The organism is Balneolaceae bacterium (genome assembly GCA_034521495.1).
Lineage (GTDB): Bacteria > Bacteroidota > Rhodothermia > Balneolales > Balneolaceae > Rhodohalobacter.
This window is the reverse complement of record JAXHMK010000008.1, coordinates 48,448-62,149: the sequence shown is the minus strand read 5'-3', so window position 1 is coordinate 62,149 and position 13,702 is coordinate 48,448. Positions and strand designations below refer to the sequence as shown.

General features: G+C 41.3%; 23 protein-coding genes, 1 rRNA gene and 1 pseudogene. All 25 read right to left on the bottom strand.

What is annotated here, in order from left to right:
• Positions 1-110: 110 nt before the first annotated feature.
• Positions 111-1,648 (bottom strand): 16S ribosomal RNA (locus U5K72_04840).
• A gap of 391 nt (positions 1,649-2,039) precedes the next feature.
• Positions 2,040-2,402, bottom strand: a pseudogene (gene rplQ / locus U5K72_04835) (50S ribosomal protein L17).
• Positions 2,403-2,417: 15 nt separating this feature from the next.
• Positions 2,418-3,395 carry a DNA-directed RNA polymerase subunit alpha gene (locus U5K72_04830; GenBank protein MDZ7718133.1) on the bottom strand — a complete coding sequence of 326 codons (978 nt, stop codon included), beginning with the start codon at positions 3,393-3,395 and terminating at the stop codon, positions 2,418-2,420.
• A 26-nt stretch (positions 3,396-3,421) separates the two neighbouring features.
• Complete coding sequence (rpsD, locus tag U5K72_04825) at positions 3,422-4,027, bottom strand: 30S ribosomal protein S4 (protein MDZ7718132.1); 606 nt, start codon at positions 4,025-4,027, stop codon at positions 3,422-3,424.
• Positions 4,028-4,045: 18 nt separating this feature from the next.
• Positions 4,046-4,456 (bottom strand): 30S ribosomal protein S11, encoded by a 411-nt coding sequence (gene rpsK / locus U5K72_04820; GenBank protein ID MDZ7718131.1) that lies wholly within the window; start codon positions 4,454-4,456, stop codon positions 4,046-4,048.
• A 22-nt stretch (positions 4,457-4,478) separates the two neighbouring features.
• The gene (gene rpsM / locus U5K72_04815) at positions 4,479-4,859 is read right to left on the bottom strand and encodes a 30S ribosomal protein S13 (protein ID MDZ7718130.1); all 381 of its coding nucleotides are present in this window, start codon (positions 4,857-4,859) and stop codon (positions 4,479-4,481) included.
• Between the two features lie 18 nt (positions 4,860-4,877).
• Positions 4,878-4,994, bottom strand: coding sequence for a 50S ribosomal protein L36 (gene rpmJ, locus U5K72_04810; protein MDZ7718129.1), 117 nt, complete (start codon positions 4,992-4,994; stop codon positions 4,878-4,880).
• A gap of 11 nt (positions 4,995-5,005) precedes the next feature.
• Positions 5,006-5,224 (bottom strand): translation initiation factor IF-1, encoded by a 219-nt coding sequence (infA, locus tag U5K72_04805; protein MDZ7718128.1) that lies wholly within the window; start codon positions 5,222-5,224, stop codon positions 5,006-5,008.
• Positions 5,217-6,026 carry a type I methionyl aminopeptidase gene (gene map / locus U5K72_04800; GenBank protein MDZ7718127.1) on the bottom strand — a complete coding sequence of 270 codons (810 nt, stop codon included), beginning with the start codon at positions 6,024-6,026 and terminating at the stop codon, positions 5,217-5,219. The genes infA and map overlap by 8 nt, the downstream gene beginning before the upstream one ends.
• A complete protein-coding gene (secY, locus tag U5K72_04795; GenBank protein ID MDZ7718126.1) occupies positions 6,026-7,333 on the bottom strand; it encodes a preprotein translocase subunit SecY in 1,308 nt (435 codons plus the stop codon). The genes map and secY overlap by 1 nt, the downstream gene beginning before the upstream one ends.
• 30 nt (positions 7,334-7,363) lie before the next feature.
• Complete coding sequence (gene rplO, locus U5K72_04790) at positions 7,364-7,816, bottom strand: 50S ribosomal protein L15 (protein ID MDZ7718125.1); 453 nt, start codon at positions 7,814-7,816, stop codon at positions 7,364-7,366.
• A 26-nt stretch (positions 7,817-7,842) separates the two neighbouring features.
• Entirely contained in the window at positions 7,843-8,367 is a 525-nt protein-coding gene (gene rpsE, locus U5K72_04785) for a 30S ribosomal protein S5 (protein ID MDZ7718124.1), read from the bottom strand.
• Positions 8,368-8,378: 11 nt separating this feature from the next.
• A complete protein-coding gene (gene rplR / locus U5K72_04780; GenBank protein MDZ7718123.1) occupies positions 8,379-8,747 on the bottom strand; it encodes a 50S ribosomal protein L18 in 369 nt (122 codons plus the stop codon).
• Positions 8,748-8,767: 20 nt separating this feature from the next.
• A complete protein-coding gene (gene rplF, locus U5K72_04775) occupies positions 8,768-9,322 on the bottom strand; it encodes a 50S ribosomal protein L6 (GenBank protein ID MDZ7718122.1) in 555 nt (184 codons plus the stop codon).
• Positions 9,323-9,340: 18 nt separating this feature from the next.
• Positions 9,341-9,736: a 30S ribosomal protein S8 gene (gene rpsH / locus U5K72_04770; GenBank protein ID MDZ7718121.1), complete on the bottom strand. Its 396-nt coding sequence runs from the start codon at positions 9,734-9,736 to the stop codon at positions 9,341-9,343.
• Positions 9,737-9,753: 17 nt separating this feature from the next.
• Complete coding sequence (gene rpsN, locus U5K72_04765; GenBank protein MDZ7718120.1) at positions 9,754-10,023, bottom strand: 30S ribosomal protein S14; 270 nt, start codon at positions 10,021-10,023, stop codon at positions 9,754-9,756.
• A 29-nt stretch (positions 10,024-10,052) separates the two neighbouring features.
• Positions 10,053-10,598 carry a 50S ribosomal protein L5 gene (gene rplE, locus U5K72_04760; protein ID MDZ7718119.1) on the bottom strand — a complete coding sequence of 182 codons (546 nt, stop codon included), beginning with the start codon at positions 10,596-10,598 and terminating at the stop codon, positions 10,053-10,055.
• An 11-nt stretch (positions 10,599-10,609) separates the two neighbouring features.
• Positions 10,610-10,963, bottom strand: a complete 354-nt coding sequence (gene rplX, locus U5K72_04755) for a 50S ribosomal protein L24 (protein ID MDZ7718118.1) — start codon at positions 10,961-10,963, stop codon at positions 10,610-10,612.
• Positions 10,964-10,975: 12 nt separating this feature from the next.
• Positions 10,976-11,344 (bottom strand): 50S ribosomal protein L14, encoded by a 369-nt coding sequence (gene rplN, locus U5K72_04750; protein ID MDZ7718117.1) that lies wholly within the window; start codon positions 11,342-11,344, stop codon positions 10,976-10,978.
• A gap of 22 nt (positions 11,345-11,366) precedes the next feature.
• The gene (gene rpsQ, locus U5K72_04745) at positions 11,367-11,633 is read right to left on the bottom strand and encodes a 30S ribosomal protein S17 (GenBank protein ID MDZ7718116.1); all 267 of its coding nucleotides are present in this window, start codon (positions 11,631-11,633) and stop codon (positions 11,367-11,369) included.
• A 3-nt stretch (positions 11,634-11,636) separates the two neighbouring features.
• The gene (rpmC, locus tag U5K72_04740; GenBank protein MDZ7718115.1) at positions 11,637-11,834 is read right to left on the bottom strand and encodes a 50S ribosomal protein L29; all 198 of its coding nucleotides are present in this window, start codon (positions 11,832-11,834) and stop codon (positions 11,637-11,639) included.
• 14 nt (positions 11,835-11,848) lie between these two features.
• Positions 11,849-12,274, bottom strand: coding sequence for a 50S ribosomal protein L16 (gene rplP, locus U5K72_04735; protein ID MDZ7718114.1), 426 nt, complete (start codon positions 12,272-12,274; stop codon positions 11,849-11,851).
• A 14-nt stretch (positions 12,275-12,288) separates the two neighbouring features.
• On the bottom strand, positions 12,289-13,029 hold the full coding sequence (rpsC, locus tag U5K72_04730; protein ID MDZ7718113.1) for a 30S ribosomal protein S3: 741 nt from the start codon (positions 13,027-13,029) through the stop codon (positions 12,289-12,291).
• Positions 13,030-13,043: 14 nt separating this feature from the next.
• Positions 13,044-13,418, bottom strand: a complete 375-nt coding sequence (gene rplV, locus U5K72_04725) for a 50S ribosomal protein L22 (protein MDZ7718112.1) — start codon at positions 13,416-13,418, stop codon at positions 13,044-13,046.
• Between the two features lie 13 nt (positions 13,419-13,431).
• Positions 13,432-13,701, bottom strand: coding sequence for a 30S ribosomal protein S19 (rpsS, locus tag U5K72_04720; GenBank protein MDZ7718111.1), 270 nt, complete (start codon positions 13,699-13,701; stop codon positions 13,432-13,434).
• Position 13,702 lies beyond the last annotated feature (1 nt).

Below are 13,702 nucleotides of genomic sequence, written 5' to 3'. Positions count from 1 at the left end.
CCTGAGCTACAAAGCCCTGCTGCGCTCCTGCGGAGGACTCCTGTCCACTTCAAAACACAAACAAACATAAACAGATTGCTGAGCGGCCGGGCGATCAATTTCCTCTTAGCAAAGGAGGTGATCCAGCCGCACCTTCCGGTACGGCTACCTTGTTACGACTTAGCGCCAGTTACCAGGCTTACCCTAGGCACCTGCCTTCCCCGAAGGGATTAGCACGGCGACATCAGGTACTCCTGACTTCCATCGCTTGACGGGCGGTGTGTACAAGGCCCGGGAACGTATTCACCGCGTCGTTGCTGATACGCGATTACTAGCGATTCCACCTTCATGGAGTCGAGTTGCAGACTCCAATCCGAACTGGGAATGGCTTTCGAGATCTGCACCCCTTGCGGGGTGGCTTCCCTCTGTACCATCCATTGTAGCACGTGTGCAGCCCCGGACATAAGGGCCATGATGACTTGACGTCGTCCCCACCTTCCTCACTACTTGCGTAGGCAGTCTGGCTAGAGTCCCCACCTTGACGTGCTGGTAACTAACCACAGGGGTTGCGCTCGTTGCGCCACTTAAGGCAACACCTCACGGCACGAGCTGACGACAGCCATGCAGCACCTTCTCAGTCGCCCCGAAGGGAAGCCCCGTTTCGGGGGCGGTCGCCTGAGATTTAGCCCGGGTAAGGTTCTTCGCGTTGCATCGAATTAAGCCACATGCTCCACCGCTTGTGCGGGCCCCCGTCAATTCCTTTGAGTTTCATTCTTGCGAACGTACTCCCCAGGTGGTATGCTTACTGCGTTAACTGCGTCACAGAACCCGAAAGCCCTACAACTAGCATACATCGTTTACAGCGTGGACTACCAGGGTATCTAATCCTGTTCGCTCCCCACGCTCTCGTGCCTCAGCGTCAATACTGACCCAGCCGGCCGCCTTCGCCACTGATGTTCTTCGTGATATCTATGCATTTCACCGCTACACCACGAATTCCACCGACCTCTGTCAGATTCAAGACACCCAGTATCGGAGGCCATTTTACCGTTAAGCGGCAAGATTTCACCTCCGACTTAGGCGCCAGCCTGCGCACCCTTTACACCCAATGATTCCGGACAACGCTTGCACCCTCCGTATTACCGCGGCTGCTGGCACGGAGTTAGCCGGTGCTTGTTCAATTGGTACCGTCAGTGGGGATCGAAACCCCCAGATTCTTCCCAAATAAAAGCCGTTTACAACCCATAGGGCCGTCTTCCGGCACGCGGCGTGGCTGCGTCAGGGTTTCCCCCATTGCGCAAGATTCCTCACTGCTGCCTCCCGTAGGAGTCTGGGCCGTGTCTCAGTCCCAGTGTGGGGGATCATCCTCTCAGACCCCCTAGCTATCATCGCCTTGGTAAGCCGTTACCTTACCAACTAACTAATAGCACGCAGACCCATCTAAATCCAGCCGAAGCTTTTAACAACTGTGGCCATGCGGCCCCGCTGCATTATGCGGTATTAGCCACCCTTTCGGGCGGTTATCCCCCAGATTTAGGCAGGTTGTCTACGCGTTACTCACCCGTGCGCCAGTCTCCACCCCAACCGAAGTCAGGGCTTCTCCTTCAACTTGCATGTGTTAAGCCCGCCGCCAGCGTTCGTCCTGAGCCAGGATCAAACTCTCCATTGTATATCTACTTAATAGTACACTCTGGAAAATTACATCCCCCAGCTCACTCAACAATCTGTTTATGTCTGTTTGTGTTTCAATATTTTAAAGAACATTGCCTTCGTTTTCAAGGCAGATTCATAAGGTAAGAATAAGTATATCTAAATGCCAAATATTAATGACAAATTTTTAACTTATTTCTTATAGTCTACTTTTCCTCAGTATCGTCAGAGGAAGAGCTTTCGCTCAATTCAGATTTACTCTGCTCCTTCGCTTCTGAATCCGATTCTTTAGATTTGGTTTTCTTTTTGTCAGAATCAGATTTAGTAGACGTGTCGTCGGATGAAGTTGGTTTATTAGACTTACCAGCTCTTCTTGTTTTTTTCTTCTTCGAGCTTTTCGTTTCTGGTTTAATATCGTTGAAATCCACAAGCTCAATAACGGCCATCTCTGCCGAATCACCTGAGCGGGCACCAAGCTTTAATACTCGTGTATACCCACCAGGCCTTCCTTCAGCTGCAGGCCCAACTGTATCAAACAGTTCAGTTACTGCTTCCTTATTTTGGAGTTTAGAGAAGGCTTTTCTTCTATTATGTACATTATCAACTTTGGCAGTTGTAATTAAAGGTTCAATGAACATTCGTAGTTCTTTTGCCTTTGCCAAAGTTGTACGAATTCTGTGTTCTTTAATCAGAGCAGCACTTAATGCCTGAAATGTAGCTTTTCTATGTGACGTAGTTCTGCTTAATTTTCTGCCTTTTACACGATGACGCATAATTATAAATTCCTCTTATTTTTCAGTGTATTTGGAAACGTCCATTCCAAATTCAAGATTCTTTTCTTCAATTACTTCTACCAATTCGGCAAGTGATTTCTTACCAAAATTTCTGAATTTCAGCAGATCCTGCTCATCTCTGGAAACTAACTCGGCAATTGTGTTAATATTTGCCGATTTCAAACAGTTATAAGCACGAACACTCAAATTCAGGTCTTCGATACTCGTCTTCATCAAGTTCTGAATGCGTTGAAACTCTGCATCTACCTCTTCTTCCTCTTGGGTAAATGGTTCTTCAATTTTTTCGGTAATAAATTTCTCAATATGTTCTTTGAGAATCTTTCCGGAAATTGTTAATGCTTCTTTTGCATTTAAAGAACCATCAGTAGTTACATTCATAACCAATTTTTCATAGTCAGTTCTTTGTCCAACTCGAACGTTTTCTACATCAAACTGAACTGACTTGATCGGAGTAAAAATTGCATCAATAGGCAGAAGATTAACTTCGTCTTCAAAATCAGACGCCATCTCTTCGGCCGGTACATAACCGCGTCCTCTGCCAACCCGAAATTCCATTTCAAGTGTAACACCATCAGACAGCGTTGCAATCGTCTGTTCAGCGTTCAGAATTTCAAAATCAGCAGTCGATTCACCAATATCTCCAGCAGTTAATATACCAGGGCCTTCTTTGGTTAGATTTATAACGCCACCACTCTGCTCTACCTGCTTAAATCGAACTTGCTTCAGATTAAGAATGATTTCATAAACATCCTCTTTCACTCCATCAATACTGGAATATTCATGTTCAACTCCATTAATTCGAACAGCAGTAATTGCCAATCCCGGCAGTGACGACAGAAGAACTCTTCTAAAAGAGTTTCCAATCGTTACTCCGAATCCTCTTTCGAGTGGTTGAAGAATGAATGTTCCAAAATTTTCTGAATCTTTTTCAACTTCCAGAGATTCAGGCATTTGTAAACTATAATTATTCATAATGAACTAGTATAAGCAGATTAAAATTATTTAGAATAAAGCTCTATAATCAACTGTACGTTGATGTTCTCCGGTATCTCTTCCATCACAGGCAGATTCAGAAACTTCCCTGTTTTGGTTTTCTTGTCTGTTTCAAGCCATTTGTATTTACTGGTTGAATAGCTTTCAAGAGTTTCAATAACTAGTTGCAGATCTTTAGATTTTGGACGCAAACTGATCACATCACCTGGTTTAACCTGGTATGACGGAATGTTAACTACTTGTCCGTTTACAACAATGTGCTTATGGGTAGTTAACTGCCTTGCTTGTCTTCTTGATCTTGCAAATCCTAAACGATAAACAACATTATCTAATCTGGATTCTAACAGTTGCAATAATACTTCGCCAGTTACACCTTCCTGTCTGGTAGCTTTCTCATATACATTTCTAAATTGCTTTTCGAGCAGGCCATATGTGTATTTGGCTTTCTGTTTTTCATCAAGCTGAATTGCATATTCAGACTTACGTCTAAATCTGCTGCGTCCATGTTGTCCAGGTCCGTACGGCTTTCTTTCTAAAGCTTTACTGGGACCAAATATGGGTTCTTTGAAACGCCTGGCTATCTTTTGTTTGGGTCCTCTATATCTTGCCATTAGTATATACTTATTGTTTTAAACTCTTCTTCTTTTCGGTGGCCGACATCCATTATGCGGAATCGGGGTTCTGTCTTTAATTGATGTTACTTCAAGACCGCTGGTAGCTAACGCCCGTACAGCAGCTTCGCGACCAGATCCAGGACCTTTTACAAAAACTTCAACTTTTCTGAGTCCCATATCATAAGCAGCTCTTGCTGCAGTTTCAGCACTAAGTTGTGCTGCATATGGTGTGTTTTTACGAGATCCCTTGAATCCTTCTTTTCCGGATGATGACCATGAAAGCACATTTCCGTTGGCGTCTGTAACACTTACCAACACATTATTAAATGTGGCTTTGATAAATGCCATTCCGTTAGGATTAGCAACCTGTTTTCTTCTTTTTTTACGAACCGATTTATCGGTAGGTCTTTTTTGTCGTTTAGCCATTTTCGATCAAATATTTAGCATTTTATATTTTAGGTGCTTTCTTTTTACCAGCCACAGTTTTTCTCTTGCCTTTTCTTGTCCGGGCATTGGTTTGTGTACGCTGTCCTCTTACGGGCAAGCCTTTTCTGTGGCGTACACCACGATAACTGCCAATCTCAATCAATCGACGAATATTGGCATTTATTTCTGTACGGAGTGCACCTTCCACTTTCATATCATTATCTATGATATTTCGAAGTGTTGAAACCTGGTCTTCTTCCCAGTCTTCAACTTTAATATCTGGATCGATGCCGGCCTCTTCTAATATCTGTTGGGCAGTAGTTCTACCAATCCCAAAGATATATGTTAAACCAATTACACCTCTTTTCTGTTTGGGTAAATCTACCCCTGCAATTCTTGCCATAGAACAAAAGTTTTATTTTTAGCCTTGTCGCTGTTTATGTCGTGGATTTTTTTTGTTAATGACGTATACTCGTCCTTTTCTTCGTACGATTTTATCGTCTGAACTTCGTTTCTTAACTGAAGATTTAGTCTTCATAATAATATCACCTATTTATACCTATAAGTTATTCTTCCTTTTGTTAAGTCGTATGGAGACATTTCAACTGCTACTCTGTCTCCCGGTAAAATTTTGATGTAATACATTCTCATTTTACCAGAAACATGAGCCAGTATTTCATGTCCATTATCCAATTCTACTCGAAACTGAGCATTGGGTAATGCTTCTAAAATTTTTCCGTCTTGCTTAATCGGCTCTTGTTTAGCCATAACTTGGTTCTATAATTTCATTTTTCGTTATCTCGGTAATATAATCAAATGTACTGAGAATTTCAGCCTCTCCTTCTCGCACTACTATATCGTGTTCAAAGTGTGCTGCGTTAGATCCATCGGCTGTCTTGATCGTCCATTTATCGTCCATTGTTTGCACTTTCCAATTACCTCGTGTAATCATGGGTTCGATTGCAAGTGCCATTCCAGAGCGCAAGCGTTCTCCGCGTCCGGGTTTCCCAAAATTGGGTACGGATGGATCTTCGTGCATATCTTTTCCAATTCCATGCCCTACAAGATCCCGTACAACTCCAAAACCGTTATTCTCGCAATGAGTTTGAACAGCATTGCCAATATCACCTATTTTATTTCCGTGTATGGCTTTGTCGATACCTTTGTATAACGATTCAAGAGTTACTCGTAATAATTTTTTGTCTTCCGCAGAGCATTCTCCAACGGAAAATGTATATGCGTGGTCGCCAAAGAAACCATCTTTCTTTACACCACAATCAATGGAAACAATGTCACCTTCATTCAATTTTCGTTTTCCCGGAATACCATGAACAACTTCATCATTCACAGAAATACACAATGTTGCTGGAAATGGATTACTTTTAGGCCCATATCCTTTAAAAGCGGGGCGCGCATCGTTTTTTTTGATATAATCTTCTGCTATCCTGTCAAGTGCACCTGTTTCAATGCCGGGTTTTATTGCTTTAGCAACTTCAGCAAGAGTTCTTGAAACCAACTGAGCTGCAGCACGCATCTTTTTAATTTCAGATTCACTTTTCAGAAAAATCATTAAGATCTTCGTTTACCTTTTATTTTTCCGGATTTCATAAATCCGTCGTAGTGTCTCATCATCAGATGGCTCTCTATCTGTTGAAGCGTATCCAATGCAACACCTACGATAATTAAGAGGCTTGTGCCTCCGTAGAAAAGAGCAAATCCGGGTGTAACACCCATGTTTGCTATAATTGCAGGTAGAATTGCAACAAAAGAGAGAAACAAAGAACCCGGTAATGTAATCTTTGTCAAAATATTGTCAATAAATTCTACTGTTTGTTTTCCCGGTCTTACGCCAGGGATAAATCCACCCTGCCGTTTCATGGTATCAGCCATCTCTTTTGGATTGATAGCGATAGCCGTATAGAAAAACGTAAAGAACACACAGACAATAAAAAAGATAATTGAGTATGTAACGCCCGTAAAGTCGGCTGACCAAGCCGTTAACCATTGCACGGTTTGACTCTCAGGAAAAAATGTACCAACTGTACTTGGGATAAACATAATGGACTGAGCAAATATAATCGGCATTACACCTGCAGCATTTACACGTAAAGGTAAATATTGGGTTGTTCCGCCATACACTTTTCGGCCTACAACACGTTTCGCATATTGAACGGGTATTTTTCGAACACCTTGAGTCAATAACACACATGAAGCAATTACCAGTGCGAGTCCAGCCAGTTCTATAATTACAATTATTGCATTATTGGTTGTAGTAATTTCATTAATCAAGTTTGTTGGAAGAACGGCTATAATACCAATCATAATTAACAATGAAATACCATTTCCAATTCCCCGATCTGTAATTCGCTCACCCAGCCACATTACAAAGGTTGTACCAGCCGTTAATACGATAATGGATGTAAGAATAAATGCTGTATTGCTAACAACAATTGCATTTGGTGAAGTAGCCATCAAGTTGATAGCAAATCCAATAGCCTGAACGGCAGTAATTCCTACGGTACCGTACCTGGTTAAACGGTTAATTTTTCTACGTCCTTCTTCGCCTTCCCGCTGTAATTTCTGGAAGTAGGGAACAGCAGCTCCCATCAACTGGATGATAATAGCCGCGGTAATATAGGGCATAATTCCAAGTGCAAATACTCCGGCTCTGGAAAATGCACCTCCAACAAACATGTCAAAAAGCCCCAGAAGACTCGAAGCATTCCCTGTCTGCTGGGTAAGCATGCTGGCATCTACCCCGGGCATTGTTACGAAACTTCCAATACGATAAACCAAAAGAACACCTACCACATAAAGAATGCGGTTTCTCAGGTCCTCTATTTTAAAGATGTTTCTAAAATTCTCAATTATGCTCATGTAAAAATAGTCCTAAAGGACTTTTGATTATTAGGATATGATTGTAACTGATCCGCCTGCAGCTTCAACTTTTTCTTTTGCTGAATCACTGCTTGCATGAACTTCAATGCTAACTTTCTTGTCTATATCACCGGAACCGAGCAATTTTACTTTCTCATTTTTGTTAACAATTCCTGCACGAATAAGATCTTCAATTGAAATCTCATCAGAGAGTTTTCCGGCCTCTATAAAGTTTGCAACTTTCTGGACATTCAAAACCTGATATTCGGTTCTGAAATTATTTGTAAATCCAAACTTTGGAATTCTACGCTGTAGTGGCATCTGTCCGCCTTCAAACCAGACACCTACACCACCACCGCTTCGAGAATTCTGTCCGTTATGTCCCCGGCCGGACTGTTCGCCCATACCAGATCCTTGTCCGCGACCTACTCGTTTCCGCTTTTTTTTATTTTCTGCGGGTGCTTTTAAATTGTGTAATTTCATAATGCAGTCCGTATTAAATCTATTTCTTATCCTTCAAAAACTTTATTTACGCTTATCCCACGCCGCTGAGCAACTTCAACAGGATCTGTAACCTGCTTTAAAGCTTCATAAGCAGCTTTCACCATGTTGTGTGGATTTGGTGATCCAAGAGACTTGGAAAGAATATTTTGTACACCGGCAACATCCAAAATGGACTTAACTGCACCGCCTGCAATTACTCCTGTACCGTCTGAAGCGGGTCTTAATAAAACTTTACCAGCTCCGGCTTTTCCTACAACTGGGTGGTGAATACTTCCCGTTTTCGTTAAAGGTACTTTAATGAGATTTTTCTTCGCGTTATCAAATCCTTTTTGGATAGCATCAGCTACCTCATTGGCTTTTCCTAAACCGTGGCCTACAACACCTTCACCATTTCCAACCACAACAATTGCGTTAAAGCTGAATCGGCGTCCACCTTTTACAACTTTAGAAACCCGGTTAATATGAACCAGTTTTTCTTCAAGATTTAAGTTTGCTGCGGGTATATTATGTTTACGTCTTACTTTTGGCATAATTCAATTATTTATAAGTCTAAACCTCCTTCGCGAGCACCATCTGCTGCAGCTTTTACAATACCATGGTATTTGTAACCACTTCTATCGTAAACAGCTTTTGAAATTCCTTTGTCCGTAGCAGCTTCTGCAAGTGTTTTTCCTACAATCTTTGCTGCTTCAACTGATTCTTTATCTTTCAGCTCTTTTTGCAAATCTGCAGTCTGAGTTGAAACAGATAAAATTGTTACGCTTTCCCGATCGTTGATTAATTGCAAATATACATGCTTGTTGCTTTTGTAAATGCACAATCTTGGTCGGTCTGCTGTTCCACGTATGGTAGAACGGATTCGTCTCCGAATCTTACTTCTACGCTTTTGTTTTAAATTGTTTTTTCTCATTGTTTCAGATTCTTAATGGATTATTTAGCTGCAGATTTACCAGCTTTTCGTCTTACATATTCATCCAGGTATCGAACGCCTTTACCTTTATATGGCTCTGGTTTTCTAAGTGATCTTAATTTAGCAGCCACTTGGCCTACCAATTCTTTATTGATTCCTGAAATATGTATCACTGGATTTTTCCGGCTTTTTGTATCAACCTCAATATCAATTCCTTCAGGTGGCACAAAATAGATTGGGTGCGAATATCCAAGGTTGAGTTCCAGTATACCATTTGTATATGTAGCCCGGTAACCAACTCCGATAATTTCCAGGGATTTCTTATACCCCTCAGTTACACCTTCAACCATATTACTCAACAGAGACCTGTAAAGTCCATGCAAAGACTTATGCTCTTTGGATTCACTCGGCCGGGTGATTACAATTTCGTTGTCTTTGGTTTCTACCGTAATGTCTGGGTGAATTCGTACCGTTCCGGTACCTTTTTCGCCTTTTACAGTTACTACATTGTCGGCCCCAATACTGAGCTCAACTTTATCTGTAAATGGGACAGGACGTTTTCCTATTCTCGACATAATCGTATCAATCTTTTTTTAGTAAACTGAGCAGAGGACTTCTCCACCTACTTTTAATTTTCGTGCTTCTTTATCAGTCATAACTCCTCTGGAGGTTGAAATAATTACAATTCCCAATCCACCATAGGTTTTCGGCAAGTTATCACTGTCGCTGTATTTTCTGAGACCGGGTTTTGAAATTCGTTTCATTTCTTTAATAACCGGTAGTCCGTATGCATCATACTTCAGGAAAAGTCTCAATACACCCTGCTTATTATCTTCAATATCTATAAACCTGCTGATGTAACCTTTATCAACAAGAATTTTAGACATTGCTCTTTTTACTTTAGAAGCGGGAATATCAACTCGACGGTGTCCTGCCTGCTGAGCATTTCTAATTCGTGTTAAATAATCTGATATCGTATCGCTATTCATGTTCTGTTATATCTGTTTTACCAACTTGCTTTTCGAACACCGGGAATTTTTCCATTCAGTGCCAGTTCGCGGAATTTGATCCTTGAAACACCAAACTCACTAATATATCCGCGAGCTCGTCCGGTAAGAGCACATCTTTTTACCACTCTTGTAGGACTGGCATCTCTCGGTAATTTTTGCAATGCCTCATAATCGCCGGCTTCTTTCAGCTCACGACGTTTTTCAGCATATTTTTCAACTGTTCGTTTTCTTTTTTCGTTACGAGCAATCCAGGATTTCTTAGCCATTGTATTATTGCTTTATTATCAAATTAAAATTACTTCTTAAAGGGCATTCCAAAATGCTTCAGAAGCGCGAATGCTTCCTCATCAGTTTCAGCATTTGTTACGAATGTTATATCCATCCCATGTACTATTTTTGTGTTGTCAACATCAATTTCCGGGAAAATGGTGTGTTCTTTAATCCCCATTGTATAATTACCCCTTCCGTCGAAACTTTTGTTGGGAACTCCCTGAAAGTCTCTTGTTCTGGGCAGAGCCAGGTTAATCAATCGATCCAGAAATTCAAACATAACTTTCTTTCGAAGAGTTACTTTACAGCCAATGGGTACACCCTCACGAAGTTTAAAATTAGAAACAGATTTTTTCGCTTTGGTTTTAATCGGCTGTTGCCCGGTAATCGCACCTACATTCTCAACAACTGTATCTAAATATTTAGTATCGTTGATAGCTTCTCCGGCTCCCACATTAATTACAATCTTCTGGAGCTTGGGAATTGCCATAATGTTCTCATATCCAAAGTCTTCCTTTAACTTTGGTACGATCTCTTCTTTATACTGTGTGTAAAGTCTTGCTTCTGCCATTCTGGTTAAACTTATTTATCAATAATTTCGCCACTGCTTTTGGAATATCGTACCCAACGGCCACCACCTTCCTCATCAATTCGTTTTCTACCTATTCTGGTAGGTTCATCCGTTGTGGGGTCGATAACCATCACATTTGATATGTGAACAGGGGCTTCTCTTTTAAGACGGCCACCCTGAGGGTTTTCCTGGGTTGGCTGATCGTGGTGAGTTCTCATATTAATACCCTCTACAAGAACTCGTTCTTTTTGAGGGTTTACCATGAGTACACGGCCTCGCTGTCCCTTATCATTTCCGGCGATGACTAAAACGTCATCACCCTTTTTAACATGTAATTTCTTTTTAGTGTTATACTTTCTGGGCATAACGAATTCGGTTTAAAGTACTTCCGAAGCCAATGAAACAATGCGCATATAATTTCTTTCCCGAAGTTCTCTTGCTACGGGACCGAAAATACGTGTTCCAACAGGCTCGTTTTCTTTGTTAATAATTACCGCCGCATTTTCATCGAAGCGTATATGGCTTCCGTCGCGGCGTCGAATTTCTTTTTTTGTTCTAACAACAACAGCAGTTACAACTTCTCCTTTCTTAACAGTACCACCCGGTATTGCAGTTTTTACGGAGCAAGAAATAAGGTCGCCAATACGTGCGTATCGTTTTCTGGAATCTCCCAGAACTTTAATACAATATACTTTTTTGGCGCCGCTGTTATCAGCAACATTCAGTAAAGATTGCGTTTGAATCATGATCTACCTTACAAATTGATCGTTATTTTGCTCTTTCCAATACCTCAACCAAACGCCAGGATTTGCGCTTAGACAAAGGTCGTGTTGACATAATAAGAACAGTATCACCGGGATTGGCATCATTATTCTCATCATGTGCCATATATTTTGTTGTTTTAGTGATAAACTTGCCATAAATAGCATGTTTTATCTGTCTGTCTACAGCAACTGTAATACTTTTATCCATTCTATTGCTGACAACTTTACCGGTACGTGTTCTTCTTTGTGATCTTTGTTGTGCTTCTGCCATAGTTTATTCAGCACTTAATTTTTCATTAATAATCGTCTTCAATCGGGCAATTTCCCGACGTGTATTTTTAATTCTTGCAGGATTCTCAACCTGACCGGCAATGGCTTGATTGAAGTGAAGATCGGACAGTGCCTCTTTTTCATCATTCAATCTTGCTTCTAATTCCGTCAGTGATAAATCACGCATTTCGTGTGCTTTCATTGTATTTGTCCGTCTTAAATTTCGCTATTGTAATCCCGACGTTTAATAAATTTTGTCTTAATCGGAAGTTTATGAGATGCTCGTCTCAATGCTTCTTTTGCCAAATCTTCATCCACACCGGAAACTTCAAATAGAATTCTTCCGGGTTTTACAACGGCAATAAAATGATCTAAAGCTCCTTTACCTTTACCCATCCTGGTTTCAGCAGGTTTACGAGTAATGGGTCTGTCAGGAAAAATTCTTATAAATGTTTTCCCTTCACGTTGCAAGGTTCGTGCAATAGTTACCCTGCAAGCTTCAATCTGCCTGGAGGTAATGAATTTTGGTTCAAGTGCTTTCAATCCAAAACTTCCAAAAGCCAAAGTATGACCTCTTTGTGCATTCCCCTTTAATTTATCGCGGTGAACGCGGCGTCTGTGAATTTGTCTGGGTTCTAACATTTTTTCTAATCCTTTTAGTTACGTGAACGTCTTCTGCTTCTTCGGGATTTTCTGCCTCCCCGGCCGCCAGAGCGTTTTCTGCCCTGATCTTGTTCCTGCTTGGCTTTCGCCCCTGGAGACAAGTCTACATCTCCGATAATTTCACCTTTGAATATCCAAACAGTTACGCCAATAGAACCATAAATGGTGTTGGCTGTTGTATTGGAATAGTCAATATCTGCACGAAGTGTGTGCAGTGGAACGCGACCCTCTTTATACTGTTCAGTTCGGGCCATTTCAGCACCTCCCAATCGGCCGGCACATCGAATTTTAATTCCTTTAGCTCCCATTCGCATAGCTGATGAAAGAGCCGTTTTCATTGCTCTTCTGAAAGAAACCCGTGCTTCTAACTGCTGAGCAATATTTTGAGCAACCAAGCTTGCATCCAGTTCAGGTCTTTTAATTTCACTAACATTTATCTGTACTTCTTTGTTAGTGATTTTTTTCAACTCTTCACGGAGCAGTTCAATCTGTTCGCCGCCTTTACCAATGATAACACCCGGTCGAGACGTATTAAGGGTCAAAAGTATTCTTTTCGGAGTCCGTTCAATTACCACATTGGAGAGGCCTCCATTTCTGAGTCGAGCATGGAGATACTCTCTTAGTTTGGTATCCTCATACAATACTTCTTGTTTGTTGTCTTCGGAATACCAATTGGATTCCCACCCTCGAATAATTCCAAGTCTAAGTCCGATTGGATTGGTTTTTTGTCCCAAATTATCCTCGTTTATTAATCAGTTAAAGTTTCTTCTTGCTTAGCTACAACAACAGTTATGTGGCAGCTTCGCTTGTTGATTCTGTTTGCCCGTCCCTGTGCTCTCGGTTGGATTCGTTTTAGAGTCGTTCCTTCATTTACATAGATCGTTTTGACGAAGATCTGATCATCATCAAGACGTTCTTCCTGGAACTTATCTCTAATATTTGCTGCAGCAGAGCGAACTACTTTTGATACATCTACAGATGCAGCCTTATTCAAAAATGAAAGTTTTTTCAATGCCTTATCTACTCGTTCACCACGAACAACATCGGCCACAAGCCGAACTTTTCTTGGCGACTTTCTAAGATGGCGTTGGATTGCTCTTGCTTCTAATACTGACGTTTCCATGAATCAATCTAAATTATTTTGCCTTTTTTAAAGGATGGCCACGGAATGTTCTGGTTGCTGCAAATTCACCCAGTTTATGTCCGACCATATTTTCAGTTATATATACAGGTATAAATTGCTTTCCATTATGCACTGCAATCGTTAATCCGATGAAGTCTGGTGTTACCATTGAACTTCTGGACCACGTCTTAATGACGTTCTTTTTACTGCTGTCATTCATCGCATCAATCTTGCGCTGCAGCTTATAATAGACGTAAGGCCCTTTTTTTAATGATCTTGGCATA

Bases quoted from the DNA above. Each gene is read 5' to 3' on its own strand.
- U5K72_04830 (MDZ7718133.1), bottom strand. From the start codon at position 3,395: ATGAATAATTATAGTTTACAAATGCCTGAATCTCTGGAAGTTGAAAAA.
- rpsE (MDZ7718124.1), bottom strand. From the start codon at position 8,367: ATGCCAAAAGTAAGACGTAAACATAATATACCCGCAGCAAACTTAAAT.
- rpmC (MDZ7718115.1), bottom strand. From the start codon at position 11,834: ATGAAAGCACACGAAATGCGTGATTTATCACTGACGGAATTAGAAGCA.
- rplX (MDZ7718118.1), bottom strand. From the start codon at position 10,963: ATGCCCAGAAAGTATAACACTAAAAAGAAATTACATGTTAAAAAGGGT.
- rplV (MDZ7718112.1), bottom strand. From the start codon at position 13,418: ATGGAAACGTCAGTATTAGAAGCAAGAGCAATCCAACGCCATCTTAGA.
- rpsH (MDZ7718121.1), bottom strand. From the start codon at position 9,736: ATGAATAGCGATACGATATCAGATTATTTAACACGAATTAGAAATGCT.
- rplR (MDZ7718123.1), bottom strand. From the start codon at position 8,747: ATGAGAAAAAACAATTTAAAACAAAAGCGTAGAAGTAAGATTCGGAGA.
- rplO (MDZ7718125.1), bottom strand. From the start codon at position 7,816: ATGAAATTACACAATTTAAAAGCACCCGCAGAAAATAAAAAAAAGCGG.
- map (MDZ7718127.1), bottom strand. From the start codon at position 6,026: ATGATTTTTCTGAAAAGTGAATCTGAAATTAAAAAGATGCGTGCTGCA.
- infA (MDZ7718128.1), bottom strand. From the start codon at position 5,224: ATGGCTAAACAAGAGCCGATTAAGCAAGACGGAAAAATTTTAGAAGCA.
- rplN (MDZ7718117.1), bottom strand. From the start codon at position 11,344: ATGATTCAAACGCAATCTTTACTGAATGTTGCTGATAACAGCGGCGCC.
- secY (MDZ7718126.1), bottom strand. From the start codon at position 7,333: ATGAGCATAATTGAGAATTTTAGAAACATCTTTAAAATAGAGGACCTG.
- rpsN (MDZ7718120.1), bottom strand. From the start codon at position 10,023: ATGGCTAAGAAATCCTGGATTGCTCGTAACGAAAAAAGAAAACGAACA.
- rpsK (MDZ7718131.1), bottom strand. From the start codon at position 4,456: ATGGCTAAACGACAAAAAAGACCTACCGATAAATCGGTTCGTAAAAAA.
- rpsS (MDZ7718111.1), bottom strand. From the start codon at position 13,701: ATGCCAAGATCATTAAAAAAAGGGCCTTACGTCTATTATAAGCTGCAG.
- rpmJ (MDZ7718129.1), bottom strand. From the start codon at position 4,994: ATGAAGACTAAATCTTCAGTTAAGAAACGAAGTTCAGACGATAAAATC.
- rpsQ (MDZ7718116.1), bottom strand. From the start codon at position 11,633: ATGGCAGAAGCACAACAAAGATCACAAAGAAGAACACGTACCGGTAAA.
- rplF (MDZ7718122.1), bottom strand. From the start codon at position 9,322: ATGTCGAGAATAGGAAAACGTCCTGTCCCATTTACAGATAAAGTTGAG.
- rpsM (MDZ7718130.1), bottom strand. From the start codon at position 4,859: ATGGCAAGAATTGCAGGGGTAGATTTACCCAAACAGAAAAGAGGTGTA.
- rplE (MDZ7718119.1), bottom strand. From the start codon at position 10,598: ATGGCAGAAGCAAGACTTTACACACAGTATAAAGAAGAGATCGTACCA.
- rpsD (MDZ7718132.1), bottom strand. From the start codon at position 4,027: ATGGCAAGATATAGAGGACCCAAACAAAAGATAGCCAGGCGTTTCAAA.
- rplP (MDZ7718114.1), bottom strand. From the start codon at position 12,274: ATGTTAGAACCCAGACAAATTCACAGACGCCGCGTTCACCGCGATAAA.